Raw genomic sequence first — 17,940 nt, forward strand, 5'->3', positions numbered from 1 at the left:
GCAGGCTGATACCGCCAGTCCGGCGGCCTGTTTGATGTTGATCGCGGCGTTGGTGTCCCGGTCGTGGACGGTGCCGCAGGCGCTACAGGTCCATTTAAGGCCGACCTGGCACGAGCGGATCAGCGCTGGGAGGAGATCTGGCGACAACACCTGGGAGGATCCGAACGAAACAGAGTCCCACCGGGCCGAGCATCGCGCCGATGCTGAGCGGGAAGCGATCAAGGACCGTGCCCGCCGGGCGGCTGCCCATATCGAGGAGCTCGTCGACTACGTCGGTGACACGCTGTGGCCCGACCTCATCGAGGCAGTGGAAGCCAGCGACCGCGAGCGCGCTGTCCGAGCACCGTCGGCTGCGTGGGCTGTGGCACGCGAGACTGAGCCCGACTTCGAGACATGGTTGAGGGCGCCCAAGGCTGGGTGATCAGCGCACGATGCGTCCGACTCCCCCAATCACTCGAGACCGGGCCCGGCCAGCTCAGCACCGGGGGCCTCCCCCAGCCCCAGACCGCTCCCCACAGTGCCTGACAGGGCCGACCGCCGACGGGATTAGCCGAATCCGGTTCGTGAGCGGGAGCCGAGCCGTTGCCTGACGGTGTCCGTGGCATTTTCGGCCACACACCGGCGGCGACCGGATGCGCCGCGTAATCTCGCAGGCATGGAGGCACCCGCGCCCGGCGCAGCGCAAAACGCCGCAACGCAGGATGTCCAGTACGAAGCGCGCCGTCGGCTGGACGCCTACACCTACCTCAGCGCCCCCGAGCGGCTGGAGCACCTGGCGATCATGCGGGTCTTCTGCGGGACCCTGCTGGCGGACCTGGCCGTCCCGGACGTCCTGGCGAAGCTGCGCCAGGCCGGGGGCCCTGCCGCCGGGCTCGACGCCGACGCCCTCACCGTCCGGCTCGAACAGCTGGTGAAGTGGGGCAACCTGCTGCGCAGTAGCCACACGGTCAAGGCGTCCAGCATCAGCGAGTACCAGCGGTCCCGTGCCCGCTATCAGCTGTCGAAGTTGGGCGAACGCATCCAGCGGGACGCCGATGGCGTCCTGGCCGAGGCGGATGCCGCCCGCGAGGTGAGCAACGAGCTGCTCGCCTTGGTCGAGCGCGGGCTGCGGGAGCTGGCCGAGCTCGTGACCGCGCCCGGCGGCATCGAACCGCAGGACGGGCTGGAGCGGGTCAGCACGCTGTTCGTGCAGTTCACCGAGTTCGCGGATTCCATCCGGGACTTCTACGCCTACCTCGGCCAGGTTCTGGCCCGGTACGACCTGGACAGCGCCGAGTACCAGGGCTTCAAGGAGCTGCTCCTCGACTACGTCGAGGCGATCACTGAAGATGTGGCGTTCCGCGCGCCCCGGATCTCGGCGGCACTGGACACGCTGTGGCCGTACGTCCCGGGTCTGCTCGCCCGGCTGGACGCCCACGCACAGGGCCTCACCGGGCTGTCACCGCAGAGCGACGGCCGCCTGGAGACACGGGTGCAGCGCAGCCGTGGGCGCGAACTCGCGGACTGGGAGGGGCTGCGCGGCTGGTTCAGCGACACCGACGGGCAGGGGAGCCAAGTCGATCAACTGCGGGACGCCACCCTGCGCGCGCTGCAATCGCTGCTCGCCAACGCCAAGCGGATGCTGCGGTCGGCCACCGGGGAGATGTCCCGACGCAAGGACCTGCTGCGGCTGGCCCGGTGGTTCGAGGAAGCGGCGCCGCAGGACGCGCACGACATCGCCGTCGCCGCCTTCGGGCTGCACGGCGCCCGCCATCTGGGCATACCCCCAGCCACCGACGAGGTAGTGCCCGCCAACACGAGCTGGTGGACCGGGCCGGTGGTCGAGGTGCCCGTGGCTCTGCGGGAAAGGGGCAGCCGCGCCCAGCGGGGCCGGACATCCGCGGTGGAGGACCACTCCGCGCAGAAAAGGCGGCTGCGGGAGGCAGCCCGTGAGCGGGCGGCGGCCAGGGCAGCGGCGGCGGGCGAACTACGCAGTGCCTCAGGCCGGTTCGCCGAGGTGCGTCTCACCTCTGCAGCGCTCGGGCTGCTCCTGGAGCTGCTGGCCACCGCACTCGGCAATGCGCAGTTGAGGCGTCGCGCCGGCACGGACGGGGTGGGCGCGACGGAATTCCACCTCGATCAGGCGCACAGCGAGGACGCCGAGCTGGGCATCCGGCTCACCGTGCGACGCACGGCGGGCGCCCGGTGCGTCTTGCACTCGGTCGACGGCGACCTGCTGCTGGACGACCTGGAGCTGGACGTCGGCCGTACCTCCTCCGACGTGGCCGACGGCGATGCGAGGGTGAGCGTGTCATGACCCTCCCTTCGACACACGACGTCGCCCTGGCCGCCGAGCGCCGCAGCGCCGCCCGGCTACTGCTCGCCCATCCGCTGGTCACCTCGGACGGCCCGCACGCCGACCTCTTCCCGCTGATCCGCAGGCATGCCGACTGGCTGGGCAAGCGGTTCCAGCAGGTGCTCGGCTACCGCCTGCTCGTTGACAGCTCATACGCCCGGCTCTTCAAGGCGGGGCTGGGAGCAGGCGCGGGCCGCCGGCTGGAGCGCGCCACCGGTACCCCCTTCACCCCGCACACCTACGCCTGTCTCGCGCTGGCCCTGTCCGTGCTGGTGACCGCACCCGAACAACTGCTGCTGTCACAGCTGGTGACCGACATCAGGGCCGCCGCAGCCGACGCCGAGATCGAGCTGGAGGAGACAGCTAGGGCGGCCGGGAAACGGACCTTGGTAGCGGCTCTGCGCCTGCTGGTCGAGTGGGGCGTCCTCATCGAGACCGAGGGCCATGTGGCCGCTCTCGCGCACGATGCGGGCGGAGAGGCCCTGATCACCGTGGACCGCGAGCTGGCCCGCGTCGTCGTCGCCGGCCCGCTCGCCCAGGCCCGTGACGGCGCCGACCTGGTCCGGCGGGCAGCGGACCCGGGGTTCGGCGGTCCTCGCACCTATGTGCGTCGGATGCTCGTCGAGACACCCGTCGTCTACCTGGACGAGCTGACCGACGCCGAACGCGACTGGTTGCGCACCCGGCAGCGTCGCGAAGCGCAGGCGTTCTCCGAACTTCTGGGCTTGGAGATGGAGATCCGCGCCGAGGGAGTGGCGCTAGTGGATCCGGAGGACGAGCTGACGGACCTGCACCTGCCCGGCACCGGGACGGTCGCGCAGGCCGCGCTGCTACTGGTGGAACGGCTCGTGGAGCGCCTTCGGCCGCAGGAGCCCGGACACCCGGCGACAGGAGGGACTCTCGTCATCGGCGTGGCTGTCCCGGACGGTCTGGTGGACGAACTGCTGGCCGAACTGGTCGCCGAGTACGGACAGCGCAGCAACTGGCAGCGTGGCTACCTGGAGGACATCCCCGCTCTGCGGGAGGCCGTGCTGGACCTGCTGGCCCGCATGCGGCTGATGGCCCGCACCGGTCGGCTGCGTGCTGAGGGAGATGGGCTGCCGGAGGGGTACGCCGAAGAGGCATTGGAGGGACGCACCGTGACTGAGGTCCGCAGGGCACGTCCTGGCGGTGACAGCTGGGTGCTGCTGGCTGCGGCGGCACGCTACGCCACCCACGTGACCGTGCGCACGGCCACCGAAGCTGGCAAGGGCACTGATGTTCAGGAGGAGTTGCCGCTGTGACCACCAATGCGCGTGGTCTCGTCCCGCTGCCGCGTTCCGGCCCCACCACCACCGCCCGCACTCGCTTCCGACTGCACCGCGCGGGCATCCATAACGTCTGGCAGTACGACGAGCAGGAGTTCGCCTTCGGCGACGGACGGCTGCTTCTGCGCGGCAAGAACGGCGCGGGCAAGTCCAAGGCCCTGGAAATGCTGCTCCCGTATCTGCTGGACGGCGACTCACGGGCACTGGACGCGACGGGCACTGGCCGGACCACTCTCGCCTGGCTGATGCTGGACGGGTTCGAGCAGACCAACCGTCTCGGCTACCTGTGGGTGGAGTTTCGGGGCACGACCGACGGCGGCGACCATCGCCACCTCACCCTCGGCGTCGCCATCCGCGCCTCGAAGTCGACGCAGAAGGCGCTGCCGGCGTTCTTCGTCACCCCGCTGCGCGTCGGTGAGGACCTGCACCTGGTCGAAGGCGGAAAGCCCCTGCCGGTCGACCGGCTCAAGGAGATCGTCGGCTCCGACAACGTCACCGACCGCGCGAACGTCCACCGCTCACGGGTGGCCCGGGAACTGTTCGGCATCACCGACGCAACCCGCTACCGCAACCTCACCCAGCTCCTCCACCGGCTGCGGCGGCCCACCGTCGGGGACCGCATCGAGCACGGTGGACTTGCTTCCCTGCTGAGCGAGACCCTGCCCGGACTCGACGAGGACGTGGTCGAGAAGGTCGCGCGCAACCTCCACGACCTCGACGCCGTACGTGACGAACTCGGCCGCCTGGAGCGCACCGATACGGCGCTGCGCACCTTCCTCACCAGTTACCGCGGCTACCTGTCCGGTGTCCTGCGCACCTCCGCGCAGGCGGTGAGCCGGGAGCTGGGGATCCTCGCGCAGCGACGCCGGGCAACCGGAGACGCCGCACAGCGGACCAGCGAGCTGAGGACGCAGGAGGAGGAGTCGGAAGCCCGGCTGGAAGCCCTACGCGAAGAGGAAGAAGCCGCCCGGACCGACCTCGCCGCCCTGCACGCCAGCCACGCCTACCGCAGCCTGCACGAACTGTCGGAACGCCGAAGCACGGTCGAGGCGCTGCACACCGCCGCCGTGGCCGCCTTCACCGCCCTGAGCAACGCACACGGCGCAGAGGAGGGCGCAGCCGAGCGCTTGGCCGACGGTGTCGACCACCTCGGGAGCCGACTCGCCGAACTGGGCACCGATCACCGGCAACTGCTGACGCAGGCGGCGAAGGCCGGACTTCCCCCCGGCCATCTCGCTGAGGCAGTCGCTCTGCCCCGCACGGTCCGCTCCCAAGCCGGCGAGACGGAGCTGACCGCTCCGGACGGGAAGACGCACATCGTGCAGCACCGGTCGGCCGTCCGTGTGGACACGGCGGCGGTTCAGGACGGACTGCGGTCCTGGCAGACGCAGCTGGAGGACGCCGAGACGGTCGTGAAGAACCGGACTCGGATGGTCCAGGAGGTGACGCGTCTCACCGCGCAGGCCGAGAAGGCCCGAAGCCGGGCGGAGCAGGCCGACACCGAGCGCGAATGGCTGGAGGGCGAGGCGGAAGACGCCGCCGGCCGTCTTGACGCCGGCCGCGAGAAGGTCGCCGAGGAGAGCGGTGCCTACGCCCGCCGGGTCGTCGCGTGGACCACCCGCACGCGAGCCGCCGTCGGGTCCGACTGCCCGCCGCTGGATGCCGTCCACGTAGCGGTCGCCTTCGAGAGCTCCGCCGACGCCCCGTTCGCGGACCGCACGCTCCCGCCCGACACCGACAGCCAGGCGTGGCAGGCCGCCCATGCCGCACTGGAGCCGTACAGCGAGGAACTCACCAGACGCCGCGACGCCCTCGCACTCACCGTCGGCCGACTCGACGAGGAAGTCGACCGCCTGGCGAGTCAGAAGCGTGACTGGGAGCTACGTACAGATCCCGAGCCGCCGGTCCCCCACCACCGCGTCGCCGAAAGGACACCGGGCACCGGAGCGCCGTTCTACCAGCTGGTGGACTTCACGGATGATCTGAGCCCCGCCCGTCGGGCCGGTCTGGAAGCAGCACTGGAAGCCAGCGGAATCCTGGACGCGTGGGTCGGCGCAGACGGCGCCCTTGTCGAGCCCGGCACTCGTGACACTCTGCTGCGTCCCGGCCCCGCGCTGCCGGACGGTCCGACCCTCGCCTCAGCCTTGTGCCCAGCGCCGCAACCGGGGTGTGGAGTCACGTCCGAGCAGGTGGAACATCTGCTGGCCGCCATCGCGCTCGCACCGGCCGAGAAAACGACAGCTCATGACGCGGTGCACTACGACGGAAGCTGGCGTCTGGGCATCCTCAGCGGCCGGCACCACAAGAGTGACGCCGAGTACGTGGGAGCCGCCGTACGCGCCGAGACCCGGCGGCGCATCCTGGCCGACCTGGAACAGCGGCTCACGCAGACGGAGCAGCGGCTGGCCGACACCCGTCACGAACTCACCGAGGCCGACGCCCGGCGTCGGGCCCTCAGGCTCGCGGAACAGGACTTCCCCCAGGCACGCAGTCTCGCCGACGCCTGGAGCAGAGCCGAGTCGGACGAGAGAAGACTGCGTGACCTGACCGCCAAGGCCACCCGCGCGGCACGGCTGGCCGAGGAAGCCCGCGCCCTCGCCGTAGCCGCCCGCACCGAGGCTGACGCCACCGCCACCGCCCACGACCTGCCCAGCGACCCCGCCGAACTGGTACGCGTACGCACCGCGCTGGCCGCCCTGCTCACCGGCATCGGGCATCTTCGCCGAGCCATCGGCAGCACAGGCGAGCGGCTCGGCACCCATCACGCCGACGCCGAGCGATACGAACACGCCCGTAGAGATCGCCGGGCCGCGGAGGAGAACTACCGGCTCCGCCTCACCGGGCTGCGCACCGCGCAACAGGACCTGCGCACCCGCGAGGAGGCCATCGGGGCAACCGAAGAAGAAATCCTCACCCGCGAGCAGGAAACAAGACAGCGCAATGCCCACGCCGCCCAGGCCGTCCCGGCAGCACAACGCATCCGGAACGATCTACACGACCGGCGCGTGCGCGCGGAAGAGGAGGAGAAGCGCCTGCGCGAGGACCTGACCGCCCAGGAGACGGCGGTCATCGCAACCGGCGGCGCCCTTCGCAGCGCACTCGGCCGACCGGAGGTGGTGCGCGGCGCCGGGCTGGAGCGGTCCACACTGCCCGAGGACGTGGCGGACGACCCCGGCTCGGACGTCCGCAGCCGTCTGCGCGCGCTACAGGCGCTGGCCGACGCGGTACAGCAGGCCCTCGGCCGCCCGAAAGGCGAGGTTTCGGACAGCACCCTGCTCAACCGGCACACCGACCTGCGCGACCAGCTGGCCGGCGGTTACGACGCGCAACTGGAGGAACGCGACGGGATCAAGGTGTGCCGCCTGATCGACGACCACGGTTCCCACGACGTCGCGGCCGTGGGCGAGCGTATCGCCGTCCAGGCGGCAGAGGCCCGGGGACGGCTCACCGAGCGCGAACGTGAGGTGTTCCAGCGGTTCCTGACCGGCGAGCTGGGCGACCATCTCTCGGCCCAGGTCATCACCGCGGCGAACCTGGTCGCGGCTCTCAACGACACCCTGCGGACCGTACGCACCTCCCACGGCCTCGGCGTTGAACTGCTGTGGAAACTGGACGAGGACGTCGACGCAGACGTGAGGGCGGCCGTGGACCTGCTGCGCAGCCCGTCGAGCCTGCGCACGCGTGAGCAGACCGAGCAGCTCCGCGAGGTGCTGCAACGCCAGATCGAGGATGCCCGACGGGCCGATCCCTCAGCCGGTTACGCCGCCCACCTGCGGACCGCTCTCGACTACCGCGACTGGTTCCGCTTCCACACCTTTGTCGTCGAGGACGCCGCTCCGGGACGGCGGCGGAAACTGACCGGCCGCACCGGGCTCAGCCAGGGCGAGCAGCGAGTGCTCTCCTACCTCGTGCTCTTCGCCGCAGCCGCCGCCCACTTCACCGGCCTCGCCGAGTCGGCACCCCACGCCCCGCGCCTGATCCTCCTGGACGACGCCTTCGCCAAGGTCGACGAACCCACCCACGGGAGGCTGGGACGGATCCTCGTCGATCTCGATCTCGACTTCGTCCTCACCAGCGAACGGCTCATGGGCAACTGGCCGGAGGTGCCGTCCCTCCACATCTACGAGTGCCTCCGCGATCCCCATGTACGCGGGGTGGCCACCCTGCACTACACCTGGAACGGCCGGCACCGGCGTCTGGTATCCGTATGAGCAAGCTGCCCGCGGGCACACGGGACTGGCTGGCCGGTCCCGGGCTGACCAGGCTCTGGGAGGCGGTACGCAAGCGCATGGAAAGCAACGGCGTGCAGGCCACTGGTTCCCTCCGACTGACCTCGGTGAGCACCCAGGAACGCAACGACCTGTCACTCCTGTTGGGTAAACCCATCACAGGTGCTGCGGTAACTGTGCACCTCAATGCGCTCGACACGCGGCTGCGCGCCTCGGCGGCCGGACTCGGGCTCAGGAACGTCTTGGAGGAACTGGGCCCTCCGCTCACCGACCGCCGTGCCGTCCGCGCGGATGTCGCGGCACGGCGCGAGCGCGTCTGGTCGTCGCTCGCCTCGGCGCTGGACGCCTCTCCGCTCGCCGGCCAGGAGTGGACCGGTCAGTGGTACGACCTGCTGCGCCGTACCGGCGTACCGAGAGGAGTACCACCTGAAACGGCGCTACGGACGCTTCAGCAGGCTGTCCAGGTCCTCACCGTACTGCTCGGCCCCGGGCGGGGCGGCCCCCGAGGCCGAGGAGAACTCGCCGCCCTGGCGACCGGGTCCGCACACGGCCTGGACGACGGCACCTGGCTCGCGCGTCTCGTCCAACGCGGCATCGCCCTCGCCCACGGCACCGAGTTCCCCGGCGACGCGGCTGGCCGGCGCGCACTGTGGCGTCTGGTGTCCGTCACACCGGACGACGTCTCCAGCACCGTGCTGACCTACGGGCTGCGGCCCGTAGGTGGGGGATGGCGGGAGCAGGCCCTGAGGCAGCGGGCGGACCATCACGCCGAAGCCCACCTCACGCCGCGCGATCTTCACGACCTCCAGCTGCGACTACCTGCTGGAGAAGTGATCCACATCTGTGAGAATCCGCGCGTGGTGGAAGCTGCGGCGGACGCTGCCTGCGTCCGGCCCTTGGTGTGCACGTCCGGCAGCGCCGCCACGGTGGTCCTCACACTCCTCGAGGCTCTCGCCACCACCGGCTGCCGCTTCGCGTACCACGGCGACTTCGACTGGCCGGGCATCGCTCTGGCGAATCGGATCATCCACCGTTGTGGAGCCCAGCCATGGCGCATGGGCGCCGAGGACTACGAGCACCTGGCCACTCGAAGCCGGGCCGAGGGAATCCCTCAGCTGCCGCTCGACGGCCAGCCCGTCAGCGCGGCCTGGGACCCGGGCCTCGCCCCGGCGATGACCGCTCTTGGGGTCGCGCTCCATGAAGAGGTCACCCTCGATCTCTTGGTGGCCGACCTGTCATGCCAGGCATAGAGAGGACACATCCGTCCCAACCTCGACCAATCTGCACCGCAAGTCCCTTCCAGTTCCCGACTCGAGTGCCGCTCTGAAACCGGAAGTGGGGTCAGAGGTGGCGTCGTGCCGTTCCTGGGAGTCCTGTGGCGGCAGCGTGTCCGCAACCGTCCACGCCGTCAGTCCCTTTCGGCATGATTGACGTCCACACGTACACCACCCTGCCCAGGTGGGTCTGACCGCAAGGGAGGGCACGGTGTCCGAGAATGGAGCCCGATGGCCGCGGCGGAACCCAGCCTATCCCTCCCTTTCGATTTCCTGCGTACCGTCGTCGCGCCGCATTGATCTTGCGGGGGTCTGTGTTCCGCTGTCAGCAAGCGACGGGGGTTGCTGACAGCGGGGCAGTGACGTGTCAGTTCTTGACGAGCACGGTCGCGTGAGGGGATAGCGCGGAGTTGACCTGTGCTGGATCGAAGGCTGAGGGGTCGAACTGGTCGGCCGAGTCGAGGCCCAACCATTCCAGGCGGTCTTCGTGTTCTTCGTGGTCAGGGTCGGCAAGGATTTCGATGAGGTAGTCGTATCCCCACATGCCGCCGCAGTCCTCGGGCGGGCAGGCTCGGCGGCCGGTGAGGCATCGGGGGTAGGCGGTGTCCGGCTCCGGGTCGGTGATGTCCTCGACGAGGATGTCGTGTTCCCAGCCGTCGCCGAAGTCGTAGGTGTAGCAGAGCCGGTCGCCGGCGCGGGCAGCGACCTGGCGGAGCTGCTTGGAAGCGGCGCTGCGGATACCCAGGTCACGGTCGGCGGCGCCGTATCGGTCCCGTCCGCTTTCGAAGGCCCACATGTGGTAGTCCTCCCAGCCGAAGGCGGCCTGGATGACGTCGTGCAGCTCACGCAAGGTGATGCCGGACGGCACCTCCAGGCGGCGCCAGATCGGAGGCCGGGAGTCCCGCAAGGTGATCTTGATTTTGTGGACGGTCTTGCTCGGTGCCGTCCGCGAGGTCGCCTTCGCACTCCTGCTGTTCGCCATGGCGGCCATCCTGCCACCCATGCCTGCCATGTTCCGGCGGGACGCCTGTCCCCTGCCGATGACAATGATCAACGCGATTCCGGGAGCTGGGGAAGTGGGGGCGTGTGCCGGTGGAAAGTCCGCTCCAGACCGCCTGGGACAGTGAAGAGCACACTTCAGTGGAGGAGTTGAGGCGTTCGCGGACCGCGCCCCTGCGCCGGGTGCAGCGGGCCCGGGCCGCACTCGCCTCTACGGCACGGGAGAAGGTGCCTGGCAGCCGTCGGGTCGGCGACTGATACGGGAGCGGGCGCAGGCGGTGGGCACCACCGCCTGCGAGGGCCCGGAGGCTGGCGCGGATCAGCTCCCGGTCAACCCGGCCAGGGCCGCCGCGAGCCCGAGGGCGGCGCACACGCCCAGGGTCCGCAGGACGGTCCAGCGCAGCCGGAAGATCAGGGCGATGGCGACGACCGCGATGCCGAGGGCGACGGGGCGGAAGGTGGTGAGGTCCGGCAGTCCCAGGTGCAGCGGCCCAAAGGTGCGGTTGTCGACGGTGGTGAAGAGGGTGTGCTCGGCGAAGTAGAGCGCGAGGTTGGCGATGACGCCGACCACGGCCGCCGTGATGCCGCTGAGGGCGGCGGAGACGTGACGGTTGCCGCGCAGCCGCTCAATGTAGGGGGCGCCCAGGAAGATGAACAGGAAGCACGGCACGAAGGTGACCCATGTGGTCAGCAGCGCGCCGAGGAATGCGGCCGCCCACGGGTCGAGGGAGCCCGGGTCCCGGTAGGCGCCGAGGAACGCGACGAACTGCACCACCATGATCAGCGGTCCGGGCGTGGTCTCGGCCAGCGCCAGGCCGCGCACCATCTCGCCGGCGCTCAGCCAGCCGTACGTCTGCACGGCTTGCTGGGCGACGTAGGCGAGGACGGCGTAGGCACCGCCGAAGGTGACCAGGGCGGTGCCGGAGAAGAACAGTCCCTGGGTGGTAAAGACGCTGCCGGTGCCGGTCAGTACGGCCACGGCGGCCACCGGGACGGCCCACAGCAGCAGGCCGGCCAGCAGGAGGCGAACGGTACGGCGGCGGCTCGGGCGCTCGTGGTGCAGTACGTCGTCGGGAATCAGAGGCGCCGGCCCATCGTCGCCGGAGCCGTGCGCGGCGGACTTGAAGACGGCGGGCGCCCAGCGGGCGATTAGCCATCCGGCCACCCCGGCGACGACGATCACGACGGGGAACGGCACCTGGAACAGGGCCAACGCCGCGAAGGAGGCCACCGCGAGACCCACCAGCAGAGGGTGCGTCAGCGAACGGCGGCCGACCCTCCACACGGCCTGCGCGACGATGGCGACCACGGCAGGAGCGAGCCCGGCGAACAGACCGGTGACCGCGGCGGTCGTACCGAGGCCGACGTACAGGGCGGACAGCGCGAGCAGCGCCACGACGCCTGGCAGCACGAAGAGGGTGCCGGCGGCCAGGCCGCCCCGGGTGCCGTTGAGCAGCCAGCCGGTGTAGATCGCCAGCTGCTGGGCCTCGGGGCCGGGCAGCAGCATGCAGTAGCTGAGGGCGTGGTGGAAGCGCTGCTGGCCGATCCAGCGCTTCTCCTCGACGAGCGTCCGCTGCATCACGGCGATCTGTCCGGCGGGGCCGCCGAAGGTCTGCAGCGAGATCGTGAACCAGGTCCGCAGGGCCTGGCGGAACGGTATGAGATCGCCCCGGTCAGGCTCGGTCTTCGGCGGTTCCGAGGCCGGGCGGTCGGTGGCGGTCATCCGCGGAGGTCTCCATCCAGGTGGTGTCATGGAAGTGCAACCATGGTTACATCATGATGTCGGGCGGCGGAAGGGAGCGAGGTACCGATGAAGGTGAACAGTTCATTGCAGCCGTCGGCCACGGCAGAGCGTCGTCCGCGCCGTACGCTCTGGGCGATGGGAAACCACCGCTGCCCAGGACTCTCCGCGTGAGCGACGACGACAGCCCGGCGCTTCCGGCGCCCAGCGCCCCGGGCCAGTGGGTGCTGCTCTCCTACCGCCTGCCCCGCGAGCCCTCGACGCCGCGCATCACCGTCTGGCGCAAGCTCAAGCGGCTCGGTGTCGCCCAGATCAGCGACGGCCTGGTCGCGCTGCCCGCCGACGCCCGCACTCGCGAGCAGTTGGAGTGGATCGCCGAGGAGATCACCGACTTCGGCGGCACCGCCACCTTGTGGCTCGCCCACCCGGCCGCGCTCGCCGAGGAGCGCAGGCTCGCCCGGACCATGACCGACGCCCGCACTGCCGAGTACCAGGCGGTACGCGCCCAGGCCGAGGAAGCCCGCCACCAGCCCGACGACGAACGCCGACGAACCCTGCGCAAGCTGCGCGCCGAGCTGCGCCGCATCCAACGCCGCGACTACTTCCCCCCGCCGCAGCGCCGCACCGCCGAAGCCGCGGTGGAGGCCCTGCACCCCGCCCACGCCACGAACACCGTCCCCTCCCCCGCCTCCGCCCCCGAGGAGAACTCCGCATGAAGTGGGCCACCCGCGCCGGCATCCACATCGACCGCGCCGCCTGCGCCTGGCTGCTCCGCCGCTTCGTCGATCCCGACGCCGAGTTCGTCTTCGTCGCCGACCCGGCCGAAGTCCCCGTCGACGCCACCGCTTTCGACATGCGCGGCGCCGAACTCGGCCACCACCACGGCGACTGCAGCTTCGAGACCATCCTGCGCCGCTACGACCTCACCGCCGACCCGGCCCTGCGGCGCATCGCCGAGATCATCCACGAGGCCGACCTCGACGACGAACGCTTCGACGCCCCCGAGGCCCCCGGCCTGGACGTCGTCCTGCGCGGCCTGTCCATGATCGGCGACGACGAGCACACCATGGCCGTCACCAAGCCGGTCTTCGACGGACTGTACGAGTACTACCGACGCGCCACCCTCCTGGGCCGCGAACCGGCCTAGAGCACACGAAGGCGGGGTCCTCCATGCGGCCACGCGCCAGAAGTCAATGGCCGTGAGGATCACGGCCCATGGCCGGTCATCACTCAGCGCGTTACGACGACCACACTCCTGCGCAGCTCCTCGCGCTGCGGGTTCGGGAACTGCGAGAGGCGCGGGGGTGGTCGCGCGAGCGGCTGGCCAAGGAGGCCGGTGTCAGCGTCAACACGCTGGCACGACTGGAGAACCAGGGAGCGATCCAGCCAGGTTCTTTCACCGTCGGCGAGCTCGCACGAGCCCTCGACTCATCGCTCGACGAGCTGTTCCGGGAGACGACCAGCGCCGCGACGCCGGGTCTGTGGTCGGCCGGGTACGAAGGCCGGGACATCGACTCCTTCGTCGCCTCGCTCCTCGACAGTCGTATCGATGTTGTGGCGGACGTACGGCTTACGCCGATCAGTCGTAAGAAGGGCTTCAGCAAGACTCGTCTCGGGGAAGCACTTGCCGAGGCCGGCATCGAGTCCGCCCACCTGCGTGGCCTGGGCAATCCGAAGGACAACCGCGCCCCATTCTGGGACGGCCGCCTTGACGTGGGCAGGGCCCGATTCCGTGGCGTGCTGCGGTCCGAGGAGGCCCAGTCCGACCTCGACCGCCTCGCCGAGCACGCTCGTCAGTCCCGGGTCGCGGTGCTGTGCTTCGAGAAGGACGAGAGCCGCTGCCACCGGCAGGTCGTCCTGGAGACGGTCCGCGAGCGGGCCTCCGTGCCCGTGCTGCCGCTGGCCTGACTTCAACCCTCGTCCCCGCACGCGCCCTTGCCGGTGGCGCGTGTCCCTCCTCCAATCGGATCGGGAGATCAGTGGAGGGGGCAGCCATGGGATCGCGGGATCGGCAGCGCGCACGGATCATGATCACGGTCAAGACGTATCCCGAGCTGTCCAACAAGTACCGCGAGACCAGCTGTGTGGCAGGCATACGGCTGGATCAGGGTGCGCCCCAGCACGTGCGGCTCTTCCCGGTGCCTTTCCGGCTCCTCGCCGAAGAGGCCCGGTTCTCCAAGTACTCGATCATCAAGGTCGACGTCGAGCCACACGGCCGGCGCGACTCCCGGCCCGAGAGCTTGCGGCCAGACCTCGGCACCCTAGAGATCGTGGGCGAGATTGCGGCGGTCGGTGACTGGAGGGAGCGGTACAAGTACGTCGAGCCCCTCGTCGCGCCGTCCTTGTGTGCCATCCGGAGGGACCAGCAGGCGCACGGGACGTCGCTCGGCGTCTTTCGGCCCAACGATGTCAGCTTCCGGCTGACGGCGGCCGAGCGATGGTCCGAGTCCAAGGCCGCTCTGGCCAGCCAACTGGACCTCCTAGAACAAGACTTGGCGCCGCTCGAATGGGTACCGCTGGAATTCCGTTACCGGTTCCGCTGTGCGGACGCCGACTGCCCGACGCACGACATGGCCCTGAAGGACTGGGAGGCCGGTGCGTCGTACCGCAAGTTCCTGCGCAAGTACGGCGAGCGCGCAGTGCAGGAGAAGCTGCGGACGTGGTACGACCGGATCTTCTCCCGCGACCGTGCCGTTCACTTCTTCGTCGGCAACATCGCTGCTCATCCCAGGACATTCATGCTGCTGGGCCTCTTCTACCCGAAGGTGAACGTAGTCGAATACGTCCAGGACAGCCTGTTCGGGGACTGACTTCAGCGCTCGGCACAGCCCGTACCGGCGGAGAACGCTGTGGGCGGCGTACCCAGTCTCGTGATTGATCAGACCGCAATGGGTGCCCTGCGTCACTGCTGGAGCGCACGACGACGTTCCGACAGGTCCGCGTGCGCCTACTCCTCCTGTTCGTCCGCGCCCGTCTCGGGTACGAGGCCCACGCCCCGGATGCCGGCGACCGCCGCACGTTCGTCGTTGAGCGAGGTGTCGCCGGTCACGCCGACCGCGCCCAGCAGACGGCCCTGCTCGTCCCGTACGAACACACCACCCGGCACGGACAGCACCCTGCCTCCGGCCAGGGTCGCGATCGAGGTGAAGAACTCGGGCGCGGCGGCGGCACGCCTGCTGATCTCGCGGTTGTTGATGCCGAGCCCCAGGACGCCCCACGCCTTGGCGACGGCGATGTCCGGCCGCAGCAGTCCGGCGCCGTCCTCGCGTGCCAGGGTCACCAAGGTGCCACCGGGATCGAGAACGGCGAAGGTGAGCGGCTCAAGCTTCTCCTCGCGGGCGAAGTCAAGGCCTGCCTGCACGATCCGGTGTGCCTGGGCCAGGGTGATGCTCATCTGCGTTCCTTTCCCGTGTGGTTGATCGCGTTCGGTGGGGCTTGCGGGGAGTCCCGAAGGACAGCCCTTGGGCGTACGCCAGTGCCACGAGGACCAGGGCGGAGCCCGCCGTCTGTGACCAGGTGATGTGCTGCTCACCGGTCAGGGCGGCGAAGAGGGCCGCGGCGACCGGGACGGCGAACATCCACAGCATCACCGCCGCCGAACCCGCCTGCCCCACCGCCCGGTACCAGAAGACCAGCCCGGCGACCGTCACGAGCAGCACGGAGTAGCCGAGCGAGAACCAGCTCAAGGGCTGCCGTACCGTCCCGTGCACGGTGAAGCCCGCGATCGCGGCGAGCGGGAGCAGGACCGCCGTGCCCGCCGCGGAGGTCCAGGCGGTCACGTGCAGTGGGCTGTGGTGCTTCAGAAGCGGTCGGGTGACCACGGGGTACCAGCCCCACAGTGCGGCGGCGAGAAGGGCCAGGACGTTGCCGTACCACTCCGTGGCCGCAGGGCCGGCCGCGGTGCCCTGGCGTCCGAGCACGACGAGGACGACTCCGGCGAAGGCCACCGTCCCGGCCACCGCGGCCCGTCGCGCGGGCAGCGTGGCGCGCTCACCAGCCAGTCGGGCGAACAACGCTGTGAAGAACGGTGAGAGAGCGATCAGGATCGCCGCGGCGGCGGGTGTGCTCAGCCGTACGGCGGCGCTGAACGCCAACTGGTAGCCGACGATGCCGACGGCGGCCGAGAGCAGCAGCCGGGGCCACAGGCCGCGCCGCACCCGTAGCGTGCCCTCGGTCCACCGGGCGAGGGCCAGCAGCAGCGGGGCGGCGAGCAGGAAGCGGAGCGCGTTGAAGCCAGCCACGGTGAACTCGCGCAGGCCCCAGGCGTTTACGGTGTAGTTGGCGCCCCAGACCACGCTGACCGAGGCGAGGGCCCAGGGCGCCCATCGGTTTCCGCGGGCCCGGTGCGGCCCCTCAGTGGAGTACGGCACGGTCGCCCGCCTCTTCCAGCACGCGGCGCACCGCCACGAGGGCGGACTCCAGGGCGCCCTGGATCCATGCGTGCGCCACCGACAGCTGCTCGCCCGCGAAGAAGACCCTGGGCCGCTCCACGGGGTGAGGCGCGCCGAGCTCGGTGAGGTAGCGGGCGTGCTGACCGGGCGCGAGGTAGGCGAACGCGCCTCCGCCGATGCCCGGTTGTTCGTCCCAGTTCCAGTGCACGATGTCGTCGACGGTGTCGGCGATGCCGGGGTGCAGTTGTTCCAGGGATTCCAGGACGAGCCCGGTGCGGTCCTCCTCCGGGAGGGTGGAGAACCGCCGTGCGTTGCCCTCCCAGAGATAAGCGCCGGTCAGAACGGCTGGATCGTGGGAGCGGGCGGGATCGCTCGCTTCCCAACTCTTACCGTTCGGGCGGGCATTGTCCGACGGGTACCAGCATTGCTGGATGGGCAGGTCGGTGAAGCTGCCACCTCCGTGGATACCGTCGGACATTTCCCACACCCTGCGGTTCACGTGCAGCAGGGTCTTGCTGCTGCTCGCGTAGTGGATGCCGCGCACCGCCTGACGCTGGCCTGGCGGCAGACCCGGCTCGAAGCGGATCTGGTCCAGGGCGGGGGCTGGCAGTGCGCACACGGCCCAGTCGTAGCGTTCGTCGAGCCGCCCGCCGAGGCCGCGGCCGAGCACCCGCACCCCGTCGCCGTCGATGCCTATCCGCTCGATGTGTGCGGAGAGTCTGAGCGTCCGGGGCGGCAGGGCTCGTACGAACGCGGAGACCAGGGCGTCCATGCCGTCGGTCAGCTCCAGCTGCTCGACGTGGAAGAGCCCGAAGTAGTCGACCAGCACCTCCAGAAGGGAGGCGTGTTCGTAGTGGGCCAGGCCGCTCACCTGGCCCGCGAGGTCCCAGGCCTGCGGGGTGAGCCGGGTGCTGGCGTACTGCCACAGGGAGGTGGACATGAGCGCCTCGACGTCCGGGTCGCCCACTTCGCCCGCGAGGATCGCCTTGTGCTGCTCGGGCCGCAGCCCGTGCCAGACATGGTGCAGCAGTTCTTCGAGTAACTGGCGCGGGTCACGGGCCTCCGGTCCGGTCAGCCCGTACCGGCCGGGCAGGACGTGGGCGTCGCGGGCGCGTACGCGCTGTCCGCGCAGGTGGAGGTAGGCGTCCGGGTTGGCGTTGACGAACGTCCGTGTGGTCAGCCTGAATCGGCGGACGTAGTGCAGCGTGGTGTGGTGGTTGGAGGGCAGCCGCATCGCGCCCAGCTCGCCGTGGGTGCCGTCCCAGAAGCGGTGCGTGCGGATGCGGCCACCGGGACGGCCCGCCCGCTCGTACACCGTCACCTCCAGCCCCCGTCGGACCAGTTCGTAAGCACAGGCCAGTCCGGAGATGCCGCCGCCGACCACGGCCACGCGGCCTGTGGCGCCGCGGTGCGTCTCCATCAGGTCCGCAGGGAACCGGAACTGCTCGTCGAAGGGGCTGGCGGTGTCGGTGTCCGTCATGTCATGCGACGCTATGCGGCAGTGCGTGGCGGATGATGGAGGCAGGATTGCAGTCGCATGAAAACCGCCGGAGGCCGGGCGTCCGCCCCCCGTTTTCCCGGTCAGCCGGGCCGCAGCGCCGGCTCCGGTGCCTCATGTCGTGCGCACGCCGCCCACTCCACGATCTACACCGCCGCGCCGTCTG

Annotated in this window: 13 protein-coding genes and 1 pseudogene; 8 read left to right on the forward strand and 6 right to left on the reverse strand. The window is 70.2% G+C overall.

All coding sequences use genetic code 11. The features are described 5' to 3' along the window. Positions 1-93, reverse strand: a pseudogene (locus ABZ899_RS34090) (zinc ribbon domain-containing protein); the annotation flags it as partial. Positions 94-655: 562 nt separating this feature from the next. On the opposite strand from ABZ899_RS34090, the gene ABZ899_RS34095 reads away from it, so the two are divergent. The 4 genes from ABZ899_RS34095 to ABZ899_RS34110 are packed head-to-tail and all read left to right on the forward strand — an operon-like array spanning position 656 to position 9,121. Then, positions 656-2,296 carry a TIGR02677 family protein gene (locus tag ABZ899_RS34095; RefSeq protein WP_361354080.1) on the forward strand — a complete coding sequence of 547 codons (1,641 nt, stop codon included), beginning with the start codon at positions 656-658 and terminating at the stop codon, positions 2,294-2,296. Beyond that, a complete protein-coding gene (locus ABZ899_RS34100; protein WP_361354082.1) occupies positions 2,293-3,618 on the forward strand; it encodes a TIGR02678 family protein in 1,326 nt (441 codons plus the stop codon). The genes ABZ899_RS34095 and ABZ899_RS34100 overlap by 4 nt, the downstream gene beginning before the upstream one ends. After that, positions 3,615-7,853 carry a TIGR02680 family protein gene (locus ABZ899_RS34105; RefSeq protein WP_361354085.1) on the forward strand — a complete coding sequence of 1,413 codons (4,239 nt, stop codon included), beginning with the start codon at positions 3,615-3,617 and terminating at the stop codon, positions 7,851-7,853. Before ABZ899_RS34100 ends, ABZ899_RS34105 begins: the two co-directional genes overlap by 4 nt. Next, positions 7,850-9,121 carry a TIGR02679 family protein gene (locus ABZ899_RS34110; RefSeq protein WP_361354088.1) on the forward strand — a complete coding sequence of 424 codons (1,272 nt, stop codon included), beginning with the start codon at positions 7,850-7,852 and terminating at the stop codon, positions 9,119-9,121. Before ABZ899_RS34105 ends, ABZ899_RS34110 begins: the two co-directional genes overlap by 4 nt. A 391-nt stretch (positions 9,122-9,512) precedes the next feature. Here ABZ899_RS34110 and ABZ899_RS34115 read toward each other — a convergent pair whose 3' ends face one another. Continuing rightward, the gene (locus tag ABZ899_RS34115) at positions 9,513-10,136 is read right to left on the reverse strand and encodes a plasmid pRiA4b ORF-3 family protein (protein ID WP_361354091.1); all 624 of its coding nucleotides are present in this window, start codon (positions 10,134-10,136) and stop codon (positions 9,513-9,515) included. A gap of 327 nt (positions 10,137-10,463) precedes the next feature. Beyond that, positions 10,464-11,867 (reverse strand): chromate efflux transporter, encoded by a 1,404-nt coding sequence (chrA, locus tag ABZ899_RS34120; RefSeq protein WP_361354094.1) that lies wholly within the window; start codon positions 11,865-11,867, stop codon positions 10,464-10,466. 188 nt (positions 11,868-12,055) lie between these two features. Here chrA and ABZ899_RS34125 point away from each other — a divergent pair, with 188 nt between their 5' ends. The 4 genes from ABZ899_RS34125 to ABZ899_RS34140 all read left to right on the forward strand — a co-directional run bounded on the left by ABZ899_RS34125 (position 12,056) and on the right by ABZ899_RS34140 (position 14,695). Next, on the forward strand, positions 12,056-12,601 hold the full coding sequence (locus ABZ899_RS34125; RefSeq protein WP_361354097.1) for a Chromate resistance protein ChrB: 546 nt from the start codon (positions 12,056-12,058) through the stop codon (positions 12,599-12,601). Then, entirely contained in the window at positions 12,598-13,032 is a 435-nt protein-coding gene (locus ABZ899_RS34130) for a chromate resistance protein ChrB domain-containing protein (protein ID WP_361354100.1), read from the forward strand. Before ABZ899_RS34125 ends, ABZ899_RS34130 begins: the two co-directional genes overlap by 4 nt. Positions 13,033-13,100: 68 nt before the next feature. After that, positions 13,101-13,793 (forward strand): DUF488 family protein, encoded by a 693-nt coding sequence (locus ABZ899_RS34135; protein WP_361354103.1) that lies wholly within the window; start codon positions 13,101-13,103, stop codon positions 13,791-13,793. Between the two features lie 86 nt (positions 13,794-13,879). After that, positions 13,880-14,695, forward strand: coding sequence for a hypothetical protein (locus ABZ899_RS34140; protein WP_361354106.1), 816 nt, complete (start codon positions 13,880-13,882; stop codon positions 14,693-14,695). Between the two features lie 137 nt (positions 14,696-14,832). Here the strand turns inward: ABZ899_RS34140 and ABZ899_RS34145 are convergent, their stop codons facing one another. Genes ABZ899_RS34145 through ABZ899_RS34155 form a run of 3 tightly spaced genes read right to left on the reverse strand, consistent with a single transcriptional unit; the run spans position 14,833 to position 17,756 of the window. Then, complete coding sequence (locus ABZ899_RS34145; RefSeq protein ID WP_361354109.1) at positions 14,833-15,279, reverse strand: heme-binding protein; 447 nt, start codon at positions 15,277-15,279, stop codon at positions 14,833-14,835. Then, positions 15,230-16,255, reverse strand: coding sequence for a DMT family transporter (locus ABZ899_RS34150; protein WP_361354113.1), 1,026 nt, complete (start codon positions 16,253-16,255; stop codon positions 15,230-15,232). The genes ABZ899_RS34145 and ABZ899_RS34150 overlap by 50 nt, the downstream gene beginning before the upstream one ends. Next, the gene (locus ABZ899_RS34155) at positions 16,239-17,756 is read right to left on the reverse strand and encodes an FAD-dependent oxidoreductase (RefSeq protein ID WP_361354116.1); all 1,518 of its coding nucleotides are present in this window, start codon (positions 17,754-17,756) and stop codon (positions 16,239-16,241) included. The genes ABZ899_RS34150 and ABZ899_RS34155 overlap by 17 nt, the downstream gene beginning before the upstream one ends. Between the last annotated feature and the right edge of the window lie 184 nt (positions 17,757-17,940).

This window comes from Streptomyces sp. NPDC046859, from assembly GCF_040645135.1.
GTDB lineage: Bacteria > Actinomycetota > Actinomycetes > Streptomycetales > Streptomycetaceae > Streptomyces.